This window comes from Streptomyces sp. BK79, from assembly GCF_044142145.1.
Taxonomy (GTDB): Bacteria; Actinomycetota; Actinomycetes; order Streptomycetales; family Streptomycetaceae; genus Streptomyces.
Genome location: NZ_JBHVOC010000013.1, coordinates 25,449 through 50,944 on the forward strand (window position 1 = coordinate 25,449; position 25,496 = coordinate 50,944).

Annotated in this window: 21 protein-coding genes; 1 reads left to right on the forward strand and 20 read right to left on the reverse strand. The window is 71.3% G+C overall.

The genetic code is table 11. The annotated features are described in order from the left end of the window. Positions 1 to 3: 3 nt before the first annotated feature. The 5 genes from ACFIF2_RS17585 to ACFIF2_RS17605 all read right to left on the reverse strand — a co-directional run bounded on the left by ACFIF2_RS17585 (position 4) and on the right by ACFIF2_RS17605 (position 4,643). The gene (locus tag ACFIF2_RS17585) at positions 4 to 1,590 is read right to left on the reverse strand and encodes a Na+/H+ antiporter (protein ID WP_395573594.1); all 1,587 of its coding nucleotides are present in this window, start codon (positions 1,588 to 1,590) and stop codon (positions 4 to 6) included. Between the two features lie 90 nt (positions 1,591 to 1,680). Next, the gene (locus ACFIF2_RS17590; protein WP_395573595.1) at positions 1,681 to 2,166 is read right to left on the reverse strand and encodes a GNAT family N-acetyltransferase; all 486 of its coding nucleotides are present in this window, start codon (positions 2,164 to 2,166) and stop codon (positions 1,681 to 1,683) included. Continuing rightward, positions 2,163 to 3,107 (reverse strand): RluA family pseudouridine synthase, encoded by a 945-nt coding sequence (locus tag ACFIF2_RS17595; RefSeq protein ID WP_395573596.1) that lies wholly within the window; start codon positions 3,105 to 3,107, stop codon positions 2,163 to 2,165. The genes ACFIF2_RS17590 and ACFIF2_RS17595 overlap by 4 nt, the downstream gene beginning before the upstream one ends. 44 nt (positions 3,108 to 3,151) lie before the next feature. Further along, entirely contained in the window at positions 3,152 to 3,745 is a 594-nt protein-coding gene (gene lspA / locus ACFIF2_RS17600; RefSeq protein WP_395573597.1) for a signal peptidase II, read from the reverse strand. Between the two features lie 100 nt (positions 3,746 to 3,845). Beyond that, positions 3,846 to 4,643: a TraR/DksA C4-type zinc finger protein gene (locus ACFIF2_RS17605; protein ID WP_395573598.1), complete on the reverse strand. Its 798-nt coding sequence runs from the start codon at positions 4,641 to 4,643 to the stop codon at positions 3,846 to 3,848. A gap of 560 nt (positions 4,644 to 5,203) precedes the next feature. Between ACFIF2_RS17605 and ileS the strand changes: the two genes are divergently transcribed. Beyond that, positions 5,204 to 8,359 carry an isoleucine--tRNA ligase gene (gene ileS, locus ACFIF2_RS17610; protein ID WP_395573599.1) on the forward strand — a complete coding sequence of 1,052 codons (3,156 nt, stop codon included), beginning with the start codon at positions 5,204 to 5,206 and terminating at the stop codon, positions 8,357 to 8,359. A 206-nt stretch (positions 8,360 to 8,565) separates the two neighbouring features. Here the strand turns inward: ileS and divIVA are convergent, their stop codons facing one another. The 15 genes from divIVA to ACFIF2_RS17685 form a co-directional block, all read right to left on the reverse strand. Beyond that, the gene (gene divIVA / locus ACFIF2_RS17615) at positions 8,566 to 9,741 is read right to left on the reverse strand and encodes an apical growth/hyphal branching protein DivIVA (RefSeq protein WP_395573600.1); all 1,176 of its coding nucleotides are present in this window, start codon (positions 9,739 to 9,741) and stop codon (positions 8,566 to 8,568) included. A gap of 55 nt (positions 9,742 to 9,796) precedes the next feature. After that, a complete protein-coding gene (locus ACFIF2_RS17620) occupies positions 9,797 to 10,081 on the reverse strand; it encodes a YggT family protein (RefSeq protein ID WP_007448661.1) in 285 nt (94 codons plus the stop codon). A gap of 81 nt (positions 10,082 to 10,162) precedes the next feature. Beyond that, positions 10,163 to 10,804 (reverse strand): cell division protein SepF, encoded by a 642-nt coding sequence (gene sepF, locus ACFIF2_RS17625; RefSeq protein WP_395573602.1) that lies wholly within the window; start codon positions 10,802 to 10,804, stop codon positions 10,163 to 10,165. Positions 10,805 to 10,933: 129 nt separating this feature from the next. Further along, entirely contained in the window at positions 10,934 to 11,653 is a 720-nt protein-coding gene (locus tag ACFIF2_RS17630; RefSeq protein WP_395573603.1) for a YggS family pyridoxal phosphate-dependent enzyme, read from the reverse strand. Positions 11,654 to 11,659: 6 nt separating this feature from the next. Continuing rightward, positions 11,660 to 12,388: a peptidoglycan editing factor PgeF gene (gene pgeF / locus ACFIF2_RS17635; RefSeq protein ID WP_395573604.1), complete on the reverse strand. Its 729-nt coding sequence runs from the start codon at positions 12,386 to 12,388 to the stop codon at positions 11,660 to 11,662. Further along, entirely contained in the window at positions 12,385 to 13,593 is a 1,209-nt protein-coding gene (ftsZ, locus tag ACFIF2_RS17640; protein WP_395573605.1) for a cell division protein FtsZ, read from the reverse strand. Before ftsZ ends, pgeF begins: the two co-directional genes overlap by 4 nt. Before the next feature lie 287 nt (positions 13,594 to 13,880). After that, the gene (ftsQ, locus tag ACFIF2_RS17645) at positions 13,881 to 14,675 is read right to left on the reverse strand and encodes a cell division protein FtsQ (protein WP_395573606.1); all 795 of its coding nucleotides are present in this window, start codon (positions 14,673 to 14,675) and stop codon (positions 13,881 to 13,883) included. 25 nt (positions 14,676 to 14,700) lie between these two features. Further along, positions 14,701 to 15,795: an undecaprenyldiphospho-muramoylpentapeptide beta-N-acetylglucosaminyltransferase gene (murG, locus tag ACFIF2_RS17650; RefSeq protein WP_395573607.1), complete on the reverse strand. Its 1,095-nt coding sequence runs from the start codon at positions 15,793 to 15,795 to the stop codon at positions 14,701 to 14,703. A 6-nt stretch (positions 15,796 to 15,801) separates the two neighbouring features. Then, the gene (ftsW, locus tag ACFIF2_RS17655; protein WP_395573608.1) at positions 15,802 to 17,175 is read right to left on the reverse strand and encodes a putative lipid II flippase FtsW; all 1,374 of its coding nucleotides are present in this window, start codon (positions 17,173 to 17,175) and stop codon (positions 15,802 to 15,804) included. Between the two features lie 76 nt (positions 17,176 to 17,251). Then, positions 17,252 to 18,658: a UDP-N-acetylmuramoyl-L-alanine--D-glutamate ligase gene (murD, locus tag ACFIF2_RS17660; RefSeq protein ID WP_395573609.1), complete on the reverse strand. Its 1,407-nt coding sequence runs from the start codon at positions 18,656 to 18,658 to the stop codon at positions 17,252 to 17,254. An 11-nt stretch (positions 18,659 to 18,669) separates the two neighbouring features. Beyond that, positions 18,670 to 19,761 carry a phospho-N-acetylmuramoyl-pentapeptide-transferase gene (gene mraY / locus ACFIF2_RS17665; RefSeq protein WP_395573912.1) on the reverse strand — a complete coding sequence of 364 codons (1,092 nt, stop codon included), beginning with the start codon at positions 19,759 to 19,761 and terminating at the stop codon, positions 18,670 to 18,672. Then, positions 19,761 to 21,176, reverse strand: coding sequence for a UDP-N-acetylmuramoyl-tripeptide--D-alanyl-D-alanine ligase (murF, locus tag ACFIF2_RS17670; RefSeq protein ID WP_395573610.1), 1,416 nt, complete (start codon positions 21,174 to 21,176; stop codon positions 19,761 to 19,763). The genes mraY and murF overlap by 1 nt, the downstream gene beginning before the upstream one ends. Before the next feature lie 49 nt (positions 21,177 to 21,225). After that, positions 21,226 to 22,746, reverse strand: a complete 1,521-nt coding sequence (locus tag ACFIF2_RS17675) for a UDP-N-acetylmuramoyl-L-alanyl-D-glutamate--2,6-diaminopimelate ligase (protein ID WP_395573914.1) — start codon at positions 22,744 to 22,746, stop codon at positions 21,226 to 21,228. A gap of 224 nt (positions 22,747 to 22,970) precedes the next feature. Next, on the reverse strand, positions 22,971 to 24,935 hold the full coding sequence (locus tag ACFIF2_RS17680; protein ID WP_395573611.1) for a peptidoglycan D,D-transpeptidase FtsI family protein: 1,965 nt from the start codon (positions 24,933 to 24,935) through the stop codon (positions 22,971 to 22,973). After that, positions 24,932 to 25,486 (reverse strand): septum formation initiator family protein, encoded by a 555-nt coding sequence (locus tag ACFIF2_RS17685; RefSeq protein WP_395573612.1) that lies wholly within the window; start codon positions 25,484 to 25,486, stop codon positions 24,932 to 24,934. Before ACFIF2_RS17685 ends, ACFIF2_RS17680 begins: the two co-directional genes overlap by 4 nt. Between the last annotated feature and the right edge of the window lie 10 nt (positions 25,487 to 25,496).

Below are 25,496 nucleotides of genomic sequence, written 5' to 3' on the forward strand. Positions count from 1 at the left end.
GCCTCAGCGCAGGCTGCGCACGTCCAAGTGGCGCAGGACCCGGTCGACGATCTCCGGATCGGCGCCGGGTTCGCTGCGGGCCGCCAGCACCTCGTGGCGGGCGGCGCTCAGCATCTCGCCCTGGATGCGCCGGACGCGCTTGATCCGTCGCGTCCGCTGCTCCTGTGCCTCGCGCCGCTCCTCGTCGACGAGGTCGGGGCTGATCCGTATCCCGATGTCGTACGCGCGGCGCAGCATCTGTTCCAGGAGTTCGTCCGGGAGTTCCTCGACCGACTCGATCTCCTTCAGCCGCCGCTTGGCCGCCTTGGCGGCACGCACGGCCAGTCCCTTCTCGTAGTCCTTCTCCCGCTCGGTGTCCGCCCGGACGCCGAGCCGGCCCACCAGCCAGGGCAGTGTCAGCCCCTGCAGCAGGAGGGTCACCAGGATCACCCCGAAGGAGACGAAGACGATCTCGTCCCGGTGCGGGAAGGCGGCCCCGTCGTCCGTCTCCAGCGGGATCGCCAGGGCCAGCGCGACCGAGGCGACGCCGCGCATCCCCGCCCACCACATGACGACCGTCTCCCGCCAGCTCGTCGGGATGTCCTCGTCGTGGTCCCGCCTGGCGTGCAGCCGCCGGGTCAGCCAGGTGGCCGGCAGCAGCCACAGCAGCCGGACCAGGATCACCACGGCGCTGATGGCCGCCGCCCAGCCGAGCAGCTCCGCCCAGCGGCCGGAGGCCGTGCGGATCGCGTTGTGCAGCTCCAGCCCGATCAGGCCGAAGGCGACGCCGGTGACCAGGGTGTCGACGACGTCCCAGACCGTGTGCCCGGCGAGCCGGGTCATCACGTCGTCGGCGTCGGAGGCGTACTCGGCGAGGAACATCGCGGTGGTGAGCACGGCGAGCACCCCCGAGCCGTGCAGTTCGTCCGCCGCGACGTAGCTCACGAACGGCACCAGCAGGGTCAGGCCGATCTGCAGGGTCGGGTCCCCCAGCACGGCCATGAGCTTGTTGGCGCCCCAGCCCAGCGCGAGCCCCACGGCCACGGCGACGACCGCGGAGAGCACCAGGTCGCGCCCCGCCGCCCAGGGCGAGAAGGTGCCGCTGACGGCCGCGGCGATGGCCACGTGGTACAGCACGATGGCCGTGACGTCGTTGAACAGCCCCTCGCCCTCCAGGATGGACACCAGGCGGCGCGGCAGTCCCAGCTGACCGGCGACGGCGGTCGCCGCGACCGGGTCGGGCGGCGCCACCAGCGCGCCCAGCGCGAAGGCGGCGGCGATCGGCAGCCCCGGCACGATCGCGTGCGCCACGGCGGCCACACAGGTCATGGTGACGAAGACCAGCGCGACCGCGAGCAGGAAGATCGGGCGCCGGTTGGCCGCGAACTGCCGCCAGGACGTGCGCCGCACGGCCGCGTACAGCAGCGGCGGCAGCAGCGCGGGCAGGATCAGCTCGGGCGGGATGTCGACGTCGGGCACGAAGTCGAGCAGCGCCAGGACGATCCCGAACACCGTCATCAAAACCGGCGCCGGGAGCCGGAGCCGGTCGCCGAGCGGGACGCTGAGCAGGGCCCCGAGCAGCAGCACGAACAGCAGGCCCAACTGATCCACGGTCACCGCTCCGGTGGGGTCTCGGCGTTCACACGGCGGACCTCAAGCCTGCCACGTCACCGGTCCCACCAGCCGGTCGGCCCGCTCTGGCTACAGGGCGCGCCGCATCGCGCGGTGGGGTATCCCGGCGTCGGGGAACTCGGGCCCGTAGGCCTCGTACCCCAGCCGCTCGTAGAAACCCAGGGCGTGGGTCTGCGCGTGCAGGTCCACCGCGGTCAGCCCGCGCGCGCGTGCGGCCTCCTCCACGGCCCGCACCAGCGCCGCCCCGACGCCCAGTCCGCGGGCCGTCGCGGTCACCGCGAGCCGCCCCAGGGAGCCGACGGCCGGGTCACCGCCGGTCTTCGCCGCGGCGGCCTCGCCGTGCAGCAGCCGGCCGGTGCCCAGCGGTACGCCGTCCTCGCGCACCGCCAGGACGTGCACGGCGGCGGCGTCGTACGCGTCGTACTCGATGTCCTCGGGGACCTGCTGCTCGGCCACGAAGACGTCCTTGCGCACCGCGAAGCACATCTCCCGGTCGGCGGGGCCGGCGGCGACCCGCACCGCGTACGACAGCTCACGCGCGGGTGCGGCGCTCACGCGTAGGTCTCCTCACGGACCCGGTCGAGGGCCTGCTGGAGGTCCTCGGGGTACTCGCTGGCGTACTCCACCCACTGTCCGTCGCCGGGGTGCTCGAAGCCGAGCCGGACGGCGTGCAGCCACTGACGGGTCAGCCCCAGCCGCTTGGCGAGCGTCGGGTCGGCGCCGTAGGTCAGGTCGCCGACGCAGGGGTGGCGGTGGGCGGCCATGTGGACGCGGATCTGGTGGGTGCGGCCGGTCTCCAGCTTCACGTCGAGCAGGGAGGCGGCGCGGAAGGCCTCGATGAGGTCGTAGTGCGTGACGGAGGGCTTGCCCTCGGCGGTCACGGCCCACTTGTAGTCGTGCTGGGGGTGGCGGCCGATGGGGGCGTCGATGGTGCCGCTGGTGGGGTCGGGGTGGCCCTGCACGAGCGTGTGGTAGCGCTTGTCGACCGTGCGCTCCTTGAACTGGCGCTTGAGCGAGGTGTACGCCCGCTCCGACTTCGCCACCACCATCAGGCCGGAGGTGCCCACGTCCAGGCGGTGCACGATGCCCTGGCGCTCGGCGGCACCGGAGGTGGAGATGCGGTACCCGGCGGCGGCCAGTCCGCCGATGACCGTCGGTCCGCTCCAGCCGGGCGAGGGGTGGGCGGCGACACCGACGGGCTTGACGATCACGACGATGTCCTCGTCGTCGTGCACGATCTCCATGCCCTCGACGGGCTCGGCGACCACCTGCACCGGTGCGGGCGCCTGCGGCATCTCGACCTCCAGCCAGGCGCCGCCCTGGACCCGCTCGGACTTGCCGACCACCGATCCGTCGACCTGCACCTTGCCCGCCGCGGCGAGCTCCGCGGCCTTGGTACGGGAGAAGCCGAACATGCGGGAGATGGCGGCGTCGACGCGCTCGCCCTCCAGGCCGTCGGGCACGGGCAGGGTACGGATCTCGGGAAGCGTGCTCACCCCGTCGAGTATGCCGGACGGGTCGGACACTCCCGACCGCGCGCTCAATCCTTGTGGACGGTCCCGTCCGGGTCCAGGCCCCGGAAGGAGAGGATCACGATCAGGATGCCGCCGCAGACGATCGCCGAGTCGGCGAGGTTGAAGACGGCGAAGTGCTTGGGAGCGATGAAGTCCACGACCGCGCCCTCGAACACGCCGGGCGCGCGGAAGATCCGGTCGGTGAGGTTGCCGAGCGCGCCGCCGAGCAGCATGCCGAGCGCGATCGCCCACGGCAGGCTGTAGAGCTTGCGCGCGAGACGGGCGATCACGACGATCACGACCGCCGCGATCACCGTGAAGATCACGGTGAAGGCCTCGCCGAAGCCGAAGGCCGCGCCCGCGTTGCGGATCGCCACGAACCGCAGCCAGTCACCGACGATCTCGATGGGCTCCTGGTGCTCCAGCTTGGCGACCACGATCATCTTGCTGACCAGGTCGAGGGCGTACGCGAACGCGGCCACCGCGAACAGCACGGCGACGCGCCGCCTGCCCCGCGGGCGCTCCGGGGGCCGCTCCTGCTCGGCGTCGGGCCGCTCCTGCCCGTCCCCCGCCGCGTCCGGGGTGTCCGGCGTACCGATGATGCGCTCCGCCTCTGCCACGTGAGTCCCTCAGCCTAGGTACCTGACTGAGGACGAGGGTACGGCACGCCTTCCGCCCCGTACGTGCTCAGGACGCGTACGGGGGCGGAACGACGCCGGATCAGGACCGCCTCTCCTGCTTCTGCTTGCACTCGACGCACAGGGTGGCCCTCGGGAAGGCCTGCATGCGCGCCTTGCCGATGGGGTTGCCGCAGTTCTCGCACAGGCCGTAGGTGCCCGCGTCCAGGCGTTCCAGGGCGCGCTCGGTCTGGGTGAGCACCTCGCGCGCGGTGGCCGCCAGCGCCAGTTCGTGCTCACGCGTGATGTTCTTGCTGCCGGTGTCCGCCTCGTCGTCGCCCGCACCGTCGCCGGAGTCCCGCATCATGCCCTGGAGCGAGCGCTCGGAGGAGTCGATCTCGGTGCGCAACCGGTCGGCCTCGGACTGCAGCTCCCCGCGCGCCGCCTCGACCTCTTCCGGGGTCCAGGGCTCTTCGCCGGGACGTACCGCGAGGTCGCCGGGGTCGGCGGCGGCGCCGCGCGCCTTGGGAACGGCGGTCTTGGCCGCCGTGGCCGTGCCAGGAGTCTTCTTCGCAACCACCGTCGTGGCTCCCGTCTGCTCCGCGGCCTGCGCCGCGCCCACCTTCTTGGACGTGCTCTTCTTCGCCGTGCTCTTCTTCGCCGTGCTCTTCTTCGCCGTGCTCTTCTCGGCCGCCGCCTTCTCGGCCGCCGCCTTCTTCGCCGGACTCCTCTTCGCGGCGCTCTTCTCCGCGGCGCTCTTCTTCGCGGCGCTCTTCTCCGCCGGGGCCTGCCGCGCGGTGCCCTCGTCCTCGGTGCCCTTCTTCGCGGCCGTCGTCCTCTTGGCCGCGGTCTTCCTCGCAGCCGCCTCGGACTGCTGTACGGCGGTCTTCTTCGCCACCATGCCGCGACCCCTTCACATATTGTGATCTTGCTCGTGAATCGTGCTGGGACGATAAATCGACTCGGGTCCCGCGGCAACGGGGCACGCCGCCCGACTCGCCCGCCCACCGCGCGCCACACGCCGAGCATGCCTGCGTTGTGCCCAGCTCCCCGCCCGGTAATCCGCAGGGCCCGGGGCCCGGCCGGGCCACGGTGAGCCGGTCGCCCGGCGGCGGCATTCGGGTCACTCCCCCTCCGCGCGAAAACCGGTCGGCCGCTGTCCGCGGGGCGCCGTACACTGGGCGCAGCGGAAAGCGTGGATGGGGACGAGTAGCGGCGTACGCAGCCCAGAGCGACCCGGGGACGGTGTGAGCCCGGGGGTGAGCGCGACGTGAAGATCACCCCGGAGCCGCCGGAAGAAAGCCCTGGCAGGTCCGCCCGGGCGAGTAGAACCGGTTCGCGACCCCAATGAGGGGGCTGACCGGCGCACACGACGCGCCGGGGAGCCAAGGAGGGTGGTACCGCGGGAGCACGGCTCTCGTCCCTCCGACGGAAGGCAGCACGTCCGCCGGAGGAAGCTCGTTGAATACGCAGCCGCAGTACCGCCAGGTGCCCGCCCAGGTCGACCTGCCCGCGCTCGAACACGCGGTGCTCGACTTCTGGCGCGAGCAGAAGATCTTCGCCAAGAGCCTGGAGCAGTCCGAGGGCCGCCCCGAGTGGGTGTTCTACGAGGGCCCGCCCACCGCCAACGGCATGCCGGGCGCCCACCACATCGAAGCGCGCGTCTTCAAGGACGTCTTCCCCCGCTTCCGCACCATGCGCGGCTACCACGTGGGCCGCAAGGCCGGCTGGGACTGCCACGGCCTCCCGGTGGAGCTGGCCGTGGAGAAGGAGCTGGGCTTCTCCGGCAAGCAGGACATCGAGGCGTACGGCATCGCCGAGTTCAACGACAAGTGCCGCGAGTCGGTGACCCGCCACACCGACGCCTTCGAGGCGCTCACCACGCGCATGGGCTACTGGGCCGACCTCCAGGACCCGTACCGCACGATGGACCCCGAGTACATCGAGTCCGTCTGGTGGTCGCTGAAGGAGATCTTCGACAAGGGCCTGCTGGTCCAGGACCACCGCGTCGCCCCCTGGTGCCCCCGCTGCGGCACCGGCCTGTCCGACCACGAGCTGGCCCAGGGCTACGAGACGGTCGTCGACCCGTCCGTCTACGTCCGCTTCCCGCTGACCTCCGGCCCGCTGGCCGGCGAGGCCGCGCTCCTGATCTGGACGACCACCCCCTGGACGCTGGTCTCCAACACGGCGGTGGCGGCCCACCCCGAGGTCACCTACGTCGTCGCGACGAAGGGCCCGGAAGGCACGGAGAAGCTGGTCGTCGCCGAGCCGCTGGTGGAGAAGGCCCTCGGCGAGGGCTGGGAGACCACCGGCCAGTCCTTCACCGGCGCCGAGATGGAGCGCTGGACGTACCAGCGCCCGTTCGAGCTGGTGGAGTTCCCGGAGCCCGCCCACTACGTGGTGAACGCCGACTACGTCACCACCGAGGACGGCACCGGTCTGGTCCACCAGTCCCCCGCCTTCGGTGAGGACGACCTCAAGGTCTGCCGCGCCTACGGCCTGCCCGTGGTCAACCCGGTCCGCCCGGACGGCACCTTCGAGGAGGGCCTCCCGCTGGTCGGCGGCGTCTTCTTCAAGAAGGCCGACGAGCAGCTGACCGAGGACCTGGACACCCGGGGCCTGCTCTTCAAGCACATCCCGTACGAGCACAGCTACCCGCACTGCTGGCGCTGCCACACCGCGCTGCTGTACTACGCGCAGCCGTCCTGGTACATCCGCACCACGGCGATCAAGGACCGTCTCCTCCAGGAGAACGAGGGCACCAACTGGTTCCCCGACTCGGTCAAGCACGGCCGGTACGGCGACTGGCTGAACAACAACATCGACTGGGCGCTCTCCCGCAACCGCTACTGGGGCACGCCGCTGCCCATCTGGCGCTGCGAGGACGACCACCTCACCTGCGTCGGCTCCCGCGCGGAGCTGACCGAGCTGTCCGGCACCGACCAGTCGGCCCTCGACCCGCACCGCCCCTACATCGACGACGTCACCTTCACCTGCACCCACGAGGGCTGCTCCCTCGAAGCGGTGCGCGTGCCCGAGGTCATCGACGCCTGGTACGACTCGGGTTCGATGCCGTTCGCGCAGTGGGGCTACCCGCACAAGAACAAGGAACTGTTCGAGAGCCGGTACCCGGCGCAGTTCATCTGCGAGGCCATCGACCAGACCCGCGGCTGGTTCTACACGCTGATGGCGGTCGGCACCCTGGTCTTCGACAAGTCGTCCTACGAGAACGTCGTCTGCCTCGGCCACATCCTCGCCGAGGACGGCCGCAAGATGTCCAAGCACCTGGGCAACACCCTCGACCCCATCCCGCTGATGGACCGGCACGGCGCGGACGCGGTCCGCTGGTTCATGGCGGCCGGCGGCTCCCCCTGGGCGGCCCGCCGGGTCGGCCACGGCACCATCCAGGAGGTCGTCCGCAAGACGCTCCTCACCTACTGGAACACGGTCGCCTTCCAGGCCCTGTACGCCCGCACCACGGGCTGGGCGCCGAGCGAGGCCGACCCGGCGCCGGCCGACCGCCCGGTGCTCGACCGCTGGCTGCTGTCCGAGCTGCACGCGCTCACCGACCAGGTCACCCAGGCGCTGGACGCCTACGACACCCAGCGCGCCGGCAAGCTGCTGTCCGCGTTCGTCGACGACCTGTCCAACTGGTACGTCCGCCGTTCCCGCCGCCGCTTCTGGCAGGGCGACAAGGCCGCGCTGCGCACGCTGCACGAGGTCGTCGAGACGGTCACCAAGCTGATGGCCCCGCTGACCCCGTTCATCACCGAGCGGGTCTGGCAGGACCTGGTCGTGCCGGTCACCCCGGGCGCGCCGGAGTCGGTGCACCTGTCCTCGTGGCCGGAGGCCGACCTTTCGGCGATCGACCCCGAGCTGTCGAGGCAGATGGTCCTGGTCCGCCGCCTGGTCGAGCTGGGCCGCGCCACGCGCGCGGAGTCCGGCGTCAAGACCCGCCAGCCGCTCAGCCGCGCGCTGATCGGCGTGAGCGGTTTCGACGCCCTCTCCCCCGAGCTGCGCACGCAGATCACGGAGGAGCTGAACGTCGAGTCCCTCGCGTCGCTGAGCGAGGTCGGCGGTTCCCTGGTCGACACGACCGCCAAGGCCAACTTCCGGGCCCTGGGCAAGCGGTTCGGCAAGCGCGTCCAGGACGTCGCGAAGTCCGTCGCGAACGCGGACGCCGCGGCGCTCTCCCTCGCCCTGCGCGAAGGCACCGCCTCGGTGGAGGTCGACGGTGAGACGGTCACCCTCGCTCCCGACGAGGTGATCATCACGGAGACGCCGCGCGAGGGCTGGTCGGTCGCCTCCGACTCGGGCGCGACGGTGGCGCTGGACCTGGAGATCACGGAGGAGCTGCGCCGCGCGGGCCTCGCCCGGGACGCGATCCGCCTGATCCAGGAGGCCCGCAAGAACAGCGGCCTCGACGTCGCCGACCGCATCGCCCTGTGCTGGACGGCCACGGACCCGGCGACGATCGCCGCCCTGACCGACCACGCGGGCCTGATCTCCGACGAGGTCCTCGCCACGGACTTCGCCCAGGGCGAGGCCGACGACACGTACGGGGAGCCGTTCACGGACGAGGGCCTGACCCTGACGTTCCGCCTGCGCAAGCGGTAACCGACGGAAGACGGCCGAGGGGCCCGCATCCCTGGACGGGGATGCGGGCCCCTTTCGCATAGCTGCGGGCAGCCGTGCCTCCACCCACCCGCGGTCCACACCAACGCCCCGCACCCGACAGCGCGCACGGCAAAAGGGCGGGCCCCGGGTCAGAAACCCGGGGCCCGCCCTGAACGCTGCCGACGACTACGCCGTACTACCGTGCGTCAGTTGTCGTCCTCGTCGATCAGGAACCCGCGCATCGGCGAGGGCGCCTGCCCCATCGGCGACGGCCCCTGCGGCCGCACCGGCGCCATCGGCTGGGTCATCGCCGGCGACATCTGCTGCTGGCCGCCGTAGGACGGACCGGACTGGCTCGGACCGCCGCCCATCGACTGGTTGCCGCCGTAGGACGGGGCACTCGCGCCGGCCGGAGCCATCGAGGGCGCCGGGGACGGCGGCAGAGAGGCCGTCGCGGGCGTACGCGGCGGGGCGAGCGAGTCGTCGGCCTGGGTCTCCAGCTGACGCAGCTGGGACTCCAGGTACGACTTCAGTCGCGTCCGGTACTCGCGCTCGAAGCCGCGCAGGTCCTCGACCTTGCGCTCCAGCGTGGCGCGCGCGGACTCCAGGGAGCCCATCGCCACGCGGTGCTTCTCCTGCGCGTCCCGCTCCAGGGCGTCGGCCTTGGCACGGGCGTCCCGCTCCAGACCCTCGGCACGCGAACGCGCCTCGCCGACGATCTTGTTGGCCTCGGAACGGGCCTCGGCGATCGCCTGGTCGGCGGTCTGCTGGGCCAGCGAGAGGACACGGGCGGCACTGTCGCCGCCGGGGCCGCCCTGACCGGGCATGCCGGGGCCACCGTGACCCTGCGGACCGCCCATGGGGCCGCCCATCGGGCCGGGGCCCATCTGGCCCTGCATCGGACCGGGGCCGCCCTGGCCCATCGGTCCCGGACCCTGGCCCATCGGGCCGGGTCCCTGCGGACCACCCTGACCGCCGGGGCCGGCGGGCAGCTGCGGGGCACCGCTCGGCAGCTGGGGCGGGCCACCCATGGGGCCACCCATCTGCTGCTGCGGCGGGCCCGATATGCCGGCGGGCACCGGAGCGCCGGGACCTCGCATGCCCTGCTGCGGCATCCCCTGCTGCTGCGGGTGCTGCTGGTGCTGCGGAGGCTGCTGATCCTGGGGCGGCTCGGGAGGCTTGCGCATGTTCTGCTGGTTCTGCGCGGCCGCGCGCGTCGCCGCGGCCAGCTTGGCGCGCAGGTCCTCGTTCTCGCGGAGCAGCCGGGTCAGTTCGGCTTCGACCTCGTCGAGGAAGGCATCGACCTCGTCCTCGTCATAGCCTTCTCGGAGGCGGACGGTCGTGAACTGCTTGTTCCGCACGTCCTCGGGGGTCAACGGCATCTCTTCACCTCAACGTTGTCGTCGGCATTCGGCAAGCCCGTATCTCTCTCATCGCTCACAGCCGGCTCACGATCGAGATCAGGATGTAGACGATGATCATCAGTACGAAGAAGGACAGGTCGAGCGCCACGCCCCCGAGACGCAGCGGCGGGATGAATCGCCGCAGAAGCTTCAACGGTGGATCGGTGACAGTGTAGGTGGCCTCCAGAACGACCACCATCGCCTTGCCGGGTTGCCACGAGCGGGCGAACTGGAAGACGTAGTCCATGACCAACCGGAAGATGAGCACGATGAGGAAGCACATCAGCGCGATGTAGACGACATCCAGGACCACGCTCATGACCTGTGCTTCCCTCTCCCCTGAACCATCTCTCGGACCCGTTGTCGGGTCCGTGTTCTTGCTCTGTACCGGTTGTGCGTCTCAGCTCTGGTTGAAGAACCCGCCCTCTGCGATGCGGGCCTTGTCCTCCGCCGTGACATCGACGTTAGCAGGAGACAGCAGGAACACCTTCTGCGTCACCCGCTCGATACTGCCGTGAAGACCAAACACCAAACCCGCCGCAAAGTCGACAAGTCGCTTCGCATCTGTGTCATCCATCTCAGTGAGATTCATGATCACTGGAGTGCCCTCACGGAAGTGTTCCCCGATGGTACGGGCCTCGTTGTAGGTCCGGGGGTGAAGTGTGGTGATCCGGTAGGGCTCTCGTTCGGACACGACCTTGGGCATGATGACCGGTGCGCTCTTTTCCAGGCTTGCGCGTTCTTGTGTGATGGATGCCACGGGCGCGATACGCGCCGGGCGGCCGGATTCCGCCGCGAGCGAAGCGGAACGTGGCACCGGCTCGCGCTGCGGGGGCGGTTGGACGACTCGTACCTCTTCGTCCCTTTGGGGCTGATGTGAGCCGTGCGACTGGTGTGCCGGCTCGTGCCGCCGGTGGTCCCGCTCGGGCTCCGGGTCCAGTTCCGGTTCGAAGTCGTCGTCGGGGTCGAACCCCCGGCCGTCGTACCCATCGTCCTCCACGAGGCCGAGGTAGACCGCCATCTTGCGCATCGCGCCGGCCATGCTCTGAGTCCTCCGCTCTGTGGTGGATCGGCTGACGACTGCCAAATGCCCGCGATCCACGAGGTCGTTGCGTCCGCCTTTCGGCGGTAATGACCATATTTTCTGCTGTGGTCCGACTTCTTGGCGACGTTACCCGAGCCTGGGTCGGACTCCGAGTACCGCAGTGCCGACGCGCACATGTGTCGCTCCGGCGGCCACGGCCTGTTCGAGGTCCGCACTCATCCCTGCGGAGACCATGTTCGCAGCCGGATGCGCTCGGCGCACGCAGGTCGACAAATCCATGAGCCGCTCGAACGCCGCCTGCGGGCGCCCCGCGTACTCGCCGGTGAGCGGGGCCACGGTCATCAGACCGTCGAGCCGCAGACCCTCCGCACCGGCGACGAGGTCGGCCAACTCTTCGATTCCGGCGGGCGCGACGCCACCCCGCTCACCGCGTCCGCCCTCTCCCGCGTCGAGTGCGACCTGGAGCAGGCACCCCACCTCGCGCCCGGCCCGCACCGCCTCCTTCGACAGAGCCGTGACGAGCTTGGGACGGTCGACGGACTGCACGACGTCGGCGTAACCGACCACGGACCGCACCTTGTTGGTCTGCAGCTGACCGACGAAATGCCACGAAAGCGGCAGATCCGAGCATGCGGCGGCCTTGGGGGCCGCGTCCTGGTCGCGGTTCTCGGCGACGTGGCGCACGCCGAGTCCGGCGAGGACGCGGACGTCGTCCGCCGGGTAGGTCTTGGTGACCACGATGAGGGTCACCTCGTCGCGGCGGCGACCCGCCGCCGCGCAGGCCGCGGCGAGTCGCTCCTCCACTTTCGCCAGGTTCTCGGCGAGTTCCTGCTTACGGTCCGTCATGCCCCATCAGTCCAGCCAGACATAGCCCGCGAGCCGCCCGGTGGTGCGGTCGCGTCGGTACGAGAAGTGGTCCTTCGACTCCCGGGTGCACACCGGCGACTGCGCCCGGTCGCGCACCCCGAGCCGTTCGAGCTGCGCGTGCACCCCGGCGCTCACGTCGACCGCCGGTGTGCCCCAGCTCGTCTCGGCGTACGCCCCCGGTTCGGCGGCGGCCACCTCGGCGCGCATCTCCTCGGGCACCTCATAGCACCGGCCGCACACGGCGGGTCCGGTGCGGGCGACGATCCGGGCCGGGTCGGCGCCCAGTCCGGTCATGGCGCGTACGGCGGCGGGGACGACCCCGGCGACCAGGCCGGGCCGGCCCGCGTGGGCCGCCGCGGCGACACCGGCGACGGGGTCGGCGAGCAGGACCGGCACGCAGTCGGCGGTCAGGACGGCGAGCGCGAGACCGCGTTCGGCGGTGACGACCGCGTCGACCCGCGGGACCGGCCGCTCCCCCCAGGGCGCGTCGACGACGGCGACGTCGGCGCCGTGCACCTGGTTCATCCAGACCACCCGCGCCGGGTCGACGCCCAGCGACTTGGCAGCCAGCTCCCGGTTGGCCGTCACGGCGCCGGGGTCGTCGCCGACCGCGCCGCCGAGGTTGAGCTCCTCGTACGGAACGGCGCTCACTCCGCCCCACCGGTCGGTGAAGCCGAAGTGCGCGCCGTTCACGGTGTCGCGCTGTCCTATCACTTCAGGAAGTCCGGCACGTCCAGTTCCTCGGCCGCGCTGTCCGAGTAGGTGCGGGACGGCGGGACCGGCGGCGGGGCGACCGGCGGCAGGTCGCTCACCGGCTCCGGGGCGGGGGCCTGCTCCGGCTCCTCCTTCGGCTTGACGCTGCCGAGCGAACCGAAGGACGGACGGCTCTCGCTCTGCCGCGCCGGGGTGGGCTCCTCGCGCTTGGCCGAGGAGGAGGCGCCGAGGACGTTGTCCCGCTGCTTGGACGGCGGCTGGCCCCCGTCGAAGCCGGCCGCGATCACGGTGACCCGGACCTCGTCGCCGAGGGCGTCGTCGATGACCGCGCCGAAGATGATGTTGGCCTCGGGGTGGGCGGCCTCACTGACCAGCTGGGCGGCCTCGTTGATCTCGAACAGACCGAGGTCGGAGCCGCCGGAGATGGAGAGCAGCACACCGCGGGCGCCGTCGATGGACGCCTCGAGCAGCGGCGAGGAGATCGCCATCTCGGCCGCGGCCACCGCGCGGTCGTCGCCGCGGGCCGAGCCGATGCCCATGAGGGCCGAACCGGCCTCGGACATGACCGACTTCACGTCGGCGAAGTCCAGGTTGATCAGGCCGGGCGTGGTGATGAGGTCGGTGATGCCCTGCACACCGGACAGCAGCACCTGGTCGGCGGACTTGAACGCGTCGAGCACGCTGACCTGGCGGTCCGAGATGGACAGCAGCCGGTCGTTGGGGATGACGATGAGGGTGTCGACCTCTTCGCGGAGCTCGGCGATGCCGTCCTCGGCCTGGTTGGCCCGGCGCCGTCCCTCGAAGGTGAACGGGCGGGTGACCACGCCGATGGTGAGGGCGCCCAGCGAGCGGGCGATGTTGGCCACGACGGGCGCGCCGCCGGTGCCGGTGCCGCCGCCTTCACCGGCCGTCACGAAGACCATGTCGGCCCCCTTGAGGACCTCCTCGATCTCCTCGCGGTGGTCCTCGGCCGCCTTGCGGCCGACGGCCGGGTTGGCTCCGGCGCCGAGTCCGCGGGTGAGTTCGCGGCCGACGTCCAGCTTGACGTCGGCGTCGCTCATCAACAGAGCTTGCGCGTCGGTGTTGATGGCGATGAACTCGACGCCCTTGAGACCGACCTCGATCATCCGGTTGATGGCATTGACACCACCGCCGCCGACACCGATGACTTTGATGACTGCGAGGTAGTTCTGCGGTGCTGCCACGTCGAAGGCCTCTCGCCTCGAGTTACGTGTCGCCGGATCACCGAAGCACTGCTGCTCCGTGTTCCGCCGACTGATGCCGAATGGGACGGTCCGTAGCGCCGACCCGAACCCTAACGCTGAAGTTTAGGGTTACCAGTGTGTCCGTTCCTTGGAGTCTTCTGAACAGGACACTAAGTCGACAAGTGGCGCACGTTCAACGAACACGCCGAACCTCCCGTTTTTCTTTTCACCCTATGTGATCAGCCGTAGCGCTGCCCAACCAGGGTGCTGGCCTGCACGTATGCCCGTCAACTCCCTGATGACGCAGGCGCGGTGGGGACACTCACGTCGAAGTGCCGCGCGTCGGGCGTCGCTTTCATCAGCGCGGTGAGTGCGCGGGCCTTGCGTTCGCCGTACTCTCCGCTCCCCCAGGCCACGGTCCGGCCGCCGCTCAGCTCCAGTGAGATGTCGTCGTAGGAACGGACCTTGACGACCCGTGCGTCGCGGGCGACCGCGCCCGGCAGGCGGCCGGCCACCCGTACCGCCTCCCGCACCAGCCGGTCCTCGCCGAAGCGGCGCAGGCTCGCCCCGGCGGAACCGGAACGGGCGGGCTTCAATTCCAGCTCGGGCACGCCTTTCGGGGCCCGGGAAACCGTCGCGAAACGGACGCCTTCCTCGTCCACCTCCACGAAGTTCCGGCCCTTTTGGACAATCAGAACCGGAGTGCGTTCCGTCACTTTCAGCCCGATCCCGTGCGGCCAGGAACGCTCCACGCCGACTTCGTCGATGCGGGGCAGCCTCGCGCGCAGCCGCGCCTCGATGGCCTCGGTGTCGACGGAGATCAGCGGGTCGCCGACGGGCACGTCGGCCGCCTCGCGCACCTGCGCGGGCGTCAGAACGCGCGTGCCGGAGACCGACACGCGTTCCACGCGGGTCCAGTTCGAGCCGTAGAGCAGCCAGACCGTGAGGCCCGCGACGAGCACGAGGGTGACGGCGAGAATGATGATCGTACGAAGGCGGGGCGGGCCGAACCGCCGTGTCCGGGGCGGGCCGGACGACTCCTGCTGGCGTTCACCGCGCTCCGCGGTGGTCGGTCCGGCCACGTTCCCTGCCTTCCGTCACACGTTCCTAGCGGTGCGCACGGGCGGCGATCGCCTCGTACACCATGCCGACGAGGAGGTCGTCGGCGTCCCGGCGGCCGAACTCGGCGGCGGCGCGGGACATCTCGTACAGCCGGTGCGGGTCGGCGAGCACGGGCAGGACGTTGTGCTGCACCCACTCGGGCGTCAGTTCCGCGTCGTCGACCAGCAGTCCGCCGCCGGCCTTGACCACCGGCTGCGCGTTGAGCCGCTGTTCGCCGTTGCCGATGGGCAGCGGGACGTAGGCAGCCGGGAGTCCGACGGCGGAGAGTTCGGCGACGGTCATCGCGCCCGCGCGGCAGAGCATCATGTCGGCCGCGGCGTACGCGAGGTCCATCCGGTCCAGATAACTTACCGGGATGTACGGGGGCATCCCCGGCATCTGGTGGACCCGCGGCAGTTCGTTCTTGGGGCCGACCGCGTGCAGGATCTGGATGCCGGCCTGCTGGAGCCAGGGGGCGACCTGCTGGACGACCTCGTTGAGCCGTCGGGCGCCCTGCGAACCGCCGGAGACCAGCAGCGTGGGCAGGTTGGGGTCGAGGCCGAACGCGGCGCGGGCCTCGGGGCGTACGGCGGCCCGGTCCAGGGTGGAGATGGAGCGGCGCAGCGGGATGCCGATGTAGCGCGAGTTGCGCAGCTTGCTGTCGGGCGTGGAGACCGCGACCTGGGCGGCGTACCGGGAGCCGATCTTGTTGGCCAGTCCGGGCCGGGCGTTGGCCTCGTGGATGACGATCGGCACGCCGAGCCGCTTGGCCGCGAGGTAGCCGGGCAGCGCCACGTAGCCGCCGAAGCCGACCACGGCGTCCGCCTTGGTGCGCTCCAGGATCTGCTCGGCCGCCTTGATGGTGCCGCGCAGCCGGCCCGGGACGGTGATCAGCTCGGGGGTGGGCTTGCGCGGCAGCGGTACGGCCGGGATCAGCGCCAGTTCGTACCCGCGCTCGGGTACGAGGCGGGTCTCGAGGCCGCGTTCCGTGCCCAGGGCCGTGATCCCCACGGTCGGATCCTGCCTGCGCAGGGCGTCCGCGAGGGCGAGCGCGGGCTCGATGTGGCCCGCGGTTCCTCCGCCGGCGAGTACGACATGCACCGAAATTCACCGCTCTCCGGACGAACGCGCCGCCGAGGCACGCCGTCGCATCGTGTTCCAACTCCGTGGGCTCCGCTTCTTGGACCCGGTGCCCCCGGTCCCCCGCTTTCTACCAAAGCGAGGTTGCCGCAGCGCGAGCGCCGCCCGCGCACCGGGCTCGTCACGCGCGAAGGCGATCAGCAGTCCGATGGCGAACATGGTCGGCAACAGGGCGGAACCCCCGTAGGAGAACAGCGGGAGCGGGACACCGGCGATCGGCAGCAGTCCGAGGACCGCACCGATGTTGATCACGGCCTGGGCCGTGATCCAGGTGGTCACGCCTCCCGCGGCATACCTCACGAAGGGGTCCTCCGTGCGTCCGGCCACGCGGATACCCGCATAGCCTAGAGCCGCGAAGAGGGCGAGCACCGACAGCGTCCCCGCCAGGCCCAGTTCCTCACCGGTGACGGCGAAGATGAAGTCGGTGTGGGCTTCGGGGAGTTGACCCCATTTCTCCACGCCGGCACCGAGCCCGGAACCGAACAGCCCGCCCGAGGCGAGGGCGTAGATGCCGTGCACGGCCTGCCAGCAGGCGTCGCCCGGGCCGGGGTCGGTGGCACCGAGGCAGTTGAGCCGGGCCATGCGGTTGGGGCTGGTCTTGATGAGGATGAAGCCCAGCAGCACGGCGATCGACAGCACACCGGCGAACAGCCGCGTGGGCGCGCCCGCCAGCCACAACAGGCCGAACAGGATGGCGGTCAGGATGATCGCCGTACCCATGTCGCCGCCGATCATGATCAGCCCGAGCAGCATGAACGCCGCCGGCACCAGCGGCACCAGCATGTGCTTCCACTGCGTCAGCAGCCGCCTGTCCTGCTTGCGGGCCAGCAGGTCCGCGCCCCACAGCACCAGGGCCAGCTTGCCGAACTCGCTGGGCTGGATCTGGAAGGAGCCGCCCAGGGCGATCCAGTTCTGGTTCCCGTTGACCGCGACTCCTATCCCGGGCACCTGGACCAGGATCATCAGGCAGACGGCACCGGCGAGGATCGGGTAGGCCAGCGCGCGGTGCAGCTTCACCGGCATCCGCATGGCGGCCAGCAGGAGCCCGGCGCCGATCAGGGCGGCCAGGAACTGCTTGCGGAAGAAGTACGACCCGGGCAGCGACAGCTGGAGCGCGGTGATCTGGGAGGCCGAGTAGACCATCACCAGGCCGAGCACGGTGATCAGCGCGCTGCCGCCGGAGATCAGGTAGTACGCGGTCAGCGGCCGGTCCCAGGCCCGGCGCAGGCGGTGGTACAGGCGCAGCACGGGATTGTCGTGCCGCGGCCCCGGCGCGGCGGGCCGCTTGACGGCCCGCTGCACGGGCGGACGTCCGGTACGGCTCTGGGGACTACCGGGCATCGCTGCCTCCGCTGTACGTCGGCACGGACCGTCCCACGTGTCCTCCCGAGGTCACCCGGCGCAGGAGGCGGCCGGGTCAGGCGCCGAGTTCGCGAACGGCCTGCGCGAACGCGTCACCGCGCTGGTTGTAGTTGGTGAACATGTCCATCGAGGCGCAGGCCGGGGCCAGCAGCACCGTGTCACCGGGCCGGGCGAGTCGCTGGGCCTCCTGGACGGCCTGGAGCATCGCCCCAGTGTCGGTCCGGTCGAGGTCGACCACGGGTACCTGGGGGGCGTGTCGCGCCAGGGCTTCGCGGATCAGGGCGCGGTCGGCGCCGATGAGGACGGCGCCGCGCAGCCGCTTCGCGGCGCCCGCGACCAGTTCGTCGAAGGTCGCGCCCTTCGCCAGTCCGCCGGCGATCCAGACGATCGACTCGTACGCCGCCAAGGATGCCTCGGTGGCGTGGGTGTTGGTGGCCTTGGAGTCGTCCACGTACGCCACGCCGTCCACGTCGGCGACGTGGGCGATGCGGTGGGCGTCGGGCGTGAAGGCCCGCAGTCCGTCCCGTACGGCGGCGGCCGGGACGCCGAAGGCGCGGGCGAGCGCGGCGGCGGCGAGGGCGTTGGCGATGTTGTGCGGGGCCGGCGGGTTGACGTCGGAGACCTCGGCGAGCTCCTGGGCGTTCTTGTGCCGGTCCGCCACGAAGGCGCGGTCGACCAGGATGCCGTCCACGACGCCGAGTTGGGAGGGCGCCGGGGAGCCGAGGGTGAAGCCGATCGCCCGGCAGCCCTCCTCGACGTCCGCCGCGCGGACCAGGTCCTCGGTGGCCTTGTCGGCGACGTTGTAGACGCAGGCGACGCGATTGCCCTCGTAGATACGGCCCTTGTCGGCCGCGTAGGCCTCCATCGAGCCGTGCCAGTCGAGGTGGTCGGGGGCGAGGTTGAGGACGGCGGCCGAGTGGGCGCGCAGGGACGGCGCCCAGTGGAGCTGGTAGCTGGACAGCTCCACCGCCAGGACGTCGTACTCCTCCTCGCCGGTGACCGCGTCCAGCAGCGAGACGCCGATGTTGCCGACGGCGGCGGTGCGCAGGCCCGCAGCCCTCAGGATCGACGCGAGCATCTGGACGGTGGTGGTCTTGCCGTTGGTGCCGGTGACCGCGAGCCAGGGCGCGGCGTCCGGGCCGCGCAGGCGCCAGGCCAGTTCGACGTCGCCCCAGACCGGGACGCCGGCCTCCCCGGCCGCCGTGAACAGCGGCTTGGTGGGCTTCCAGCCGGGTGCGGTGACGATCAGCTCGGTGCCGTCGGGCAGCGTGTCCCCGTCGCCGAGGCGCACGGTGACGCCGAGCGCCTCCAGGTCCGCCGCCTGCGCCCGCGCGCGCTCGTCGTCGCCGTCGTTGACGACGGTCACGCGCGCGCCGAGCCCGTGCAGCACCTTGGCCGCCGGGACGCCGGAGACGCCGAGCCCGGCGACGGTGACGTGCTTGCCCTGGAATTCGAAAGGCACCGAGGAGTCGGTCACTTGTCCGCTGCCCATCCCGCGTAGAAGATGCCCAGTCCGACGATCACACAGATGCCCTGGATGATCCAGAAGCGGACCACGACAAGGACTTCGGACCAGCCTTTGAGTTCGAAGTGGTGCTGGAGTGGCGCCATCCGGAAGACGCGTTTGCCGGTGAGGCGGAAGGAGCCGACCTGGATGACCACCGACATGGTGATCAGGACGAACAGGCCGCCGAGGATGGCCATCAGCAGCTCGGTGCGCGAGCAGATCGCCAGACCCGCGAGCACACCGCCGAGCGCGAGCGAACCGGTGTCGCCCATGAAGATCTTGGCCGGCGAGGTGTTCCACCACAGGAAGCCCAGGCAGGCACCCATCAGCGCGGACGACACCACCGCGAGGTCGAGCGGGTCTCTCACCTCGTAGCAGGCGCCCGGGTTGGTCAGGGTCAGCGCGTTGGCGCAGGACTCCTGGAACTGCCAGACGCCGATGAAGGTGTAGGCGCCGAAGACCAGGACGGAGGCGCCGGTGGCCAGACCGTCCAGACCGTCGGTCAGGTTCACGCCGTTCGACATCGCCAGGATCATGAACAGCGCCCAGATGACGAACAGCACCGGGCCGATCGACCAGCCGAAGTCGGTGATGAACGACAGCTTGTCGGAGGCCGGGGTGTTGCCGCGGTTGTCCGCGAACTGGAGCGAGAGCACGGCGAAGGCGATGCCGACGATCAGCTGGCCGGCCATCTTCGCCTTGGCCCGCAGACCCAGCGAACGCCTCTTGACGATCTTGATGTAGTCGTCGAGGAAGCCGACCAGGCCCATGCCCACCATCAGGCCGAGCACCAGCAGCCCCGAGAAGGTCGGCGCCGCGTCCGCCTCCGGGTCCAGGTAGCTGGTGATCACCTTGGCCAGGAAGTACGCCGCGACCGTGGCGAAGATGAAGGCGATGCCGCCCATGGTCGGCGTACCGCGCTTGCTGGCGTGCTCGCGCGGTCCGTCGTCGCGGATGTACTGGCCGTAGCCCTTGCGGGCCAGCAGCTTGATCAGCAGCGGCGTGCCGACCAGCGTCAGGAACAGGCCGATGACTCCCGCGAACAGGATCTGCTTCATCATCGGGCGGCGACCTCACCCTCGGCGCCGGTCTCCAGCAGCGCCGCGGCGACGCTCTCCAGACCCACCGAACGGGACGCCTTCACGAGTACGACGTCCCCTGGGCGCAACTCGCTGCGCAACAGGTCGACCGCCGCCTGTGCGTCGGACACGTGCACCGACTCCTCACCCCACGAACCCTCGTTATATGCGCCCAGTTGCAGCCAGCGGGCTTCCCTGCCCCCGACCGCGACGAGCTTGCTGACGTTGAGCCGGACGGCGAGCCGTCCGACCGCGTCGTGCTCGGCGAGCGCCTCGTCCCCGAGCTCGGCCATCTTGCCGAGCACCGCCCACGTGCGGCGTCCCTTGCCCATGGCGACCAGCGCACGCAGCGCGGCCTTCATGGACTCGGGGTTCGCGTTGTAGGCGTCGTTGACGACCGTCACGCCGTCCGGGCGCTCGGTGACCTCCATCCGCCAGCGGGAGAGGGAGCCCGCCTCGGAGAGCGCGGTGGCGATCTCGTCTGCGGACATGCCCAACTCGTGGGCGACGGCGGCCGCGGCGAGCGCGTTCGACACGTGGTGCTCACCGTACAGGCGCATGGTCACATCGCTTGCACCGGAGGGTGTGTGAAGCCTGAAGGAAGGCTGTCCGGTGTCCGTGAGTCGCACGTTCTCGGCGCGAACGTCCGCTTCGTCGGACTCACCGAAGAAGATCACCTTCGCCTTCGTTCGGGAGGCCATGGCCCGTACCAAGGCGTCGTCCGCGTTGAGGATCGCGGTGCCGCCCTCCTCGGCCGGCGGAAGGGATTCCACCAGTTCGCCCTTGGCCTGGGCGATCTGCTCCCGGCCGCCGAACTCGCCGATGTGCGCGGAGCCGACGTTGAGGACCAGGCCGACCTTCGGCGGGGTCAGCTCGCAGAGGTAGCGGATGTGGCCGATGCCGCGGGCGCCCATCTCCAGCACGAGGAACTTCGTCTCCTCGGTGGCGGTGAGCGCGGTGAGCGGCAGTCCGACCTCGTTGTTCATGGAACCGGGCGTGAAGACCGTCGGCGCCTTGCGGCGCAGCACCTGGGCGATGAGGTCCTTGGTGCTGGTCTTGCCGGCGGACCCGGTGAGGGCCACGAGGGTGGTGCCGAGGCGTCGTACGACGTGCCGGGCGAGGGCGCCGAGGGCGGACTGGACGTCGTCCACGACGATCGCGGGCACGCCGACGGGGCGGGAGCCGAGCACGGCCACCGCGCCGGCCTCGACGACCGCCCGCGCGAAGTCGTGGCCGTCCACCCGCTCGCCGACGAAGGCGACGAAGAGGCTGCCGGGCCCCGCTTCCCGGGAGTCCCGGACGACCGGCCCGGTGACCTGCGCGGACGCGTCCGGTATGTCGTGCATCCGCCCGCCGACGACTTCTGCGATCTCGGCGAGAGAGAGGGTGATCACAAGTTCGTCCCCTGGATCAGGATCAGGATCGGCTGGATCATTCGGGATCTCATCCCTGGGTCTTCTGGATGGCTTCGCGCAGCACCTGGCGGTCGTCGAACGGACGGACCACCCCGGCGATGTCCTGGCCCTGCTCGTGGCCCTTGCCCGCCACCAGCACGGTGTCGCCGGGCTCGGCCCGGGCGACGGCGGCGGCGATGGCGGCGGCCCGGTCCTCGAAGACCTGCACCTCGCCGCGCTCGTGCGCGGGCACGGACGCCGCGCCCTGGAGCATGGTGGCGAGGATCGCGAGCGGGTCCTCGGAGCGGGGGTTGTCGGAGGTCAGTACGGCGGTGTCGGCGAACCGGGCCACGGCGGCGCCCATCGGCTGCCGCTTGGTGGTGTCCCGGTCGCCGCCGCAGCCCAGCACGGCGTGCAGCCTGCCCTCGGTCACCTTGCGCAGGGCGCGCAGGACCGACTCGACCGCGTCGGTCTTGTGGGCGTAGTCGACGACCGCGAGGTACGGCTGGCCCGCGTCCACCCGCTCCAGGCGGCCCGGCACACCCGGCACCGCGGCGACGCCGTCGGCGGCGGTCTGCGGGTCGAGGCCGGCGGCGGCGAGGGCGACGATCGCGGCGAGGGAGTTCGCCACGTTGAACGGGCCGGCCAGCGGCGACTTGGCGGCGATCCGCTCGCCCTTGGGGCCGATCACGGTGAACGTCGAGTCCAGCGGACCGACCTCGACCTCGTCGGCGCGCCAGTCGGCGTCGGGGTGGCCCTCGGCGGAGTAGGTGACGACCGGGACGGTGGCCTCGTTCGCGAGGCGGCGACCGTACTCGTCGTCCACGTTGACCACGCCGAGTCTGCTGCGCTTCGGCGTGAAGAGCTGCGCCTTCGCCTGGAAGTAGTCCTCCATGCCGGAGTGGAACTCCATGTGCTCCGGGCTGAGGTTGGTGAAGACCGCGATGTCGAACACGCAGGCGTCGACCCGGCCGAGCACCAGGGCGTGGCTGGAGACCTCCATGGCGACCGCCTCGGTGCCGCGCTCGCGCATCACCGCGAACAGGGCCTGGAGGTCGGTGGCCTCGGGCGTGGTGCGCTCGGACTTGATGCGCTCGTCGCCGATGCGCATTTCGACCGTGCCGATCAGCCCGGTGGACTTCACCGTACGCAGGCCGCCCTCGACGAGGTAGGCGGTGGTGGTCTTGCCGGAGGTGCCGGTGATGCCGATCTGGAGGAGGTCGCGGCCGGGGTGGCCGTAGATCGTGGCGGCCAGCTCGCCCATCCGCGCGCGCGGGTCGTCGACGACGAGCGCGGGCAGACCGGCGGCGGCGGCGCGCTCGGCGCCGGCCGGGTCGGTCAGCACGGCGGCGGCGCCGAGGCCGGCGGCCTGGGTGACGAAGTCGGCGCCGTGGGCGCGGGCTCCGGGCAGGGCGGCGTACAGGTCACCGGGGCGGACGGCCCGCGAGTCATGGGTGACGCCCGTGACCTCGGCGGTGCTGTCCGGTGCGGTGACACCCAGCTGACCGGCGAGTTCCGCGAGGGGTGTGGCGGAGTTCCGCACCGGACGGGGCGGTCCCGGGTAGGTCACGGGGTGGCCCTTCTGGGTGGTTTGGGACTGATCAGCGTGTGGCACGGCGGTGAGCGTACCGGGCGTACCCGCCTCCGGGCGAAGTGAGGCCCGGGGGGCGCTCTGGTCGCCGGGGCCGGGGGTGATCGTTGTCACGGGTGGTTCCTGGTGGCTCGGTACGGAAACGGCGCTGGCTCGGTACTGGGCTGGTTCTGTGGGTACTGGGCGGGGTTCGACGGTGTCCGTCAGGGTTTGAAGGTGACCGGGAGCCTCGCGGGGTCGGCTCCGGTCGGCGGGACCTGGAGGGTCTTGAGGGCGAACTCCATGACCTGCTTGTGGATGGGGCCGCAGATCTGGCCGCCGAAGTAACTTCCCTGGGTGGCGTTCTGGATGGCGCAGTAGACGGTGACGCGGGGCTTGTCGGCGGGGGCGAACCCGGCGAACGACGAGGTGTATCCCTTGTACTGGCCGGTGGCCGGATCCACCCGGTTGGCCGTGCCCGTCTTGCCCGCCACGCGGTAGCCGGGGATGCGGGCCTTGGTACCGGTGCCCTCCTCGTCGTCGACGACGGACTCCAGCATCCGCGCGAGAGTCGTGGCGGTCTTCTCGCTGATCACGCGGGTCTTCTTGGGTTCGGGAGCGGGGGTGAAGCGTCCGTCGTCCGACTTGGTGCCGCGTACAAGCGTCGGTTCGACGCGGACACCGCCGTTGGCGATGGTCGAGTACACCGAGGCCGCCTGGAGCGCGTTCACGGAGACACCCTGGCCGAAAGGGATCGTGTACTGCTGCGAGGTCGACCACTGGCCGGGCGGCGCGAGGATGCCCTTGGTCTCGCCGGGGAAGCCGAGGCCGCTGTAGCCGCCGAGGCCGAACTTGCGCAGGTAGTCGTAGAGCACCTTGTTGGCCTGGGCCTGCGTCCTGCCCAGCTCGCCGGTGGCCATGATGGTGCCGATGTTGCTGGACTTGGCGAGCACGCCGTTGAGCGTGAGGTACCAGGTCGGGTGGTCGACGTCGTCCTTGAAGAGCCGGTCGCCGCGCTTGAGGCGGTTGGGGACGGTGATGTGGGTCATCGGCGTGGCGGCGTTCTCCTCCAGTACGGCCGCCATCGACATCACCTTGGCGGTCGAACCGGGCTCGAAGGCGTCCTGGAGGGCCGCGTTGCCCAGCGCCTTCGGGTCGGCGTGGGCGAGGTCGCCCGGGTCGAAGCCGGGCGAGTTGGCCATGGCGAGGATCTCGCCGGTGGCCGTGTCCTGGACGATGACGTAGCCGCCGTCCGCCTTGGACTTCTCCACCTGCTCGGTGATCGCGTCCTGCGCGGCCCACTGGATGTCGCGGTCGATGGTCAGCTCGACGTCGCTGCCGGGCACGGCGGGCGTCTCGGTGGAGCCCGCGGTGGGCACCTGACGGCCCCCGGACTGGGCGTACCGGATCTTGCCGTCCTCGCCCGCCAGGGTCTTGTCCAGCTTCCGCTCCAGGCCGCCGCCGCCCTTGCCGTCCGCGCCGACCCAGCCGAGGATGCCCGCGGCGAGGTCGCCGCCCGGGTACACGCGCTTGCTGCTGGGGTCGGCGAAGACGCCCGCGAGGACGTTGACCACGGTCCTGTCGGTCTCCGCCTTCTTGGTGAGCGCCGTCTTCAGGTCCTTGATCTGGTTCCAGACCTGCGGGGTCTGCCGGCGGGCGAGGCGTACGTAGCGCAGTTCCTCGTTGTCGGGGCGGAGCCGGTCGACCAGGTCCTCCTGGTCCTCGCCGAGGATCGGCGCGAGGAGCGCGGCCGCCTGCTCGGGACCGTCACCGACCTTCAACTGCTCACGGGTGAACATCGTGGGGTCGGCGGTGATGTCGTAGGCGTCCACGGTGCTCGCGAGGGCCACGCCGTTGCGGTCGGTGATCCCGCCGCGCTCGGCGGGCAGGGTGTGGACGACGTAGCGGTTCTGCTCCGCCTTGGCGGTGTACGTCCCGGCGTCGACGGCCTGCACCTGGAGCAGCCGTACGACGAAGGCGGACAGCACCAGGGTCAGCGCGAGGCCGATCAGGCGCAGGCGCGGGCGGGGGCTGCCCAGCCGGATGGCGCGGGGCGCCGGCCGGGGCGGGCCTGGTCGGCGGGCGGGCCGGGCGCCGGGGCCGGGCTGCCGCCGGGCGCCGGGGCGGACGGGCCTGGCGGGTCCGGGCACGCGACGGCGTGGCGGTTCCCTGTCGGACACTTCCGTCACCTGCCGGGGGTCGGGGTCGGGATGGGCGTCGCCGCCGTGGTGGGGGTGGCGGCCGTGGCGGGGGGTGCGACCGCGGCGGGAGAGGAGGCCGGTCCGGTGCCGGAGGACGGCACGGCCGCGGCGGTGTCGGCGGGGGGCGCGGTCAGCGCCTCGGGGGCGAGGACCAGCGGCGTGGCCGCGGCGGGCGCGGGGCCGGGCGAGCCCTTGACGGTGCCGTCGGGGGCGAGGAAGGCGGGGTCGCCGCCGGGCACCATGCCCAGCTCGCGGGCGCGGCGCTGGAGGGCGTGGGGGGCGGAGTAGGCGTCGATGTCCCGCTGGAGCGCCTGCTCCTCGTCCGTGAGTTCCTTCGTCCGCTGCTTGAGGTCGTCGAGCTGGAAGGAGCCCTCGCTCAGGGCGGAGTTCAGCACCAGCAGCACGATCAGACCGCCGCCCAGGAGGACGACGACGAGGAGCACGAAGGGGGCTCGCGCGGCCTGGCCGCGGGCGCTGCCGGGCGGGATGAGCCGGGCGAGTCGGGCCGCCCTCCCCTTCAGTTCGGGTTTCCTGCTCACTCGCCCTCCC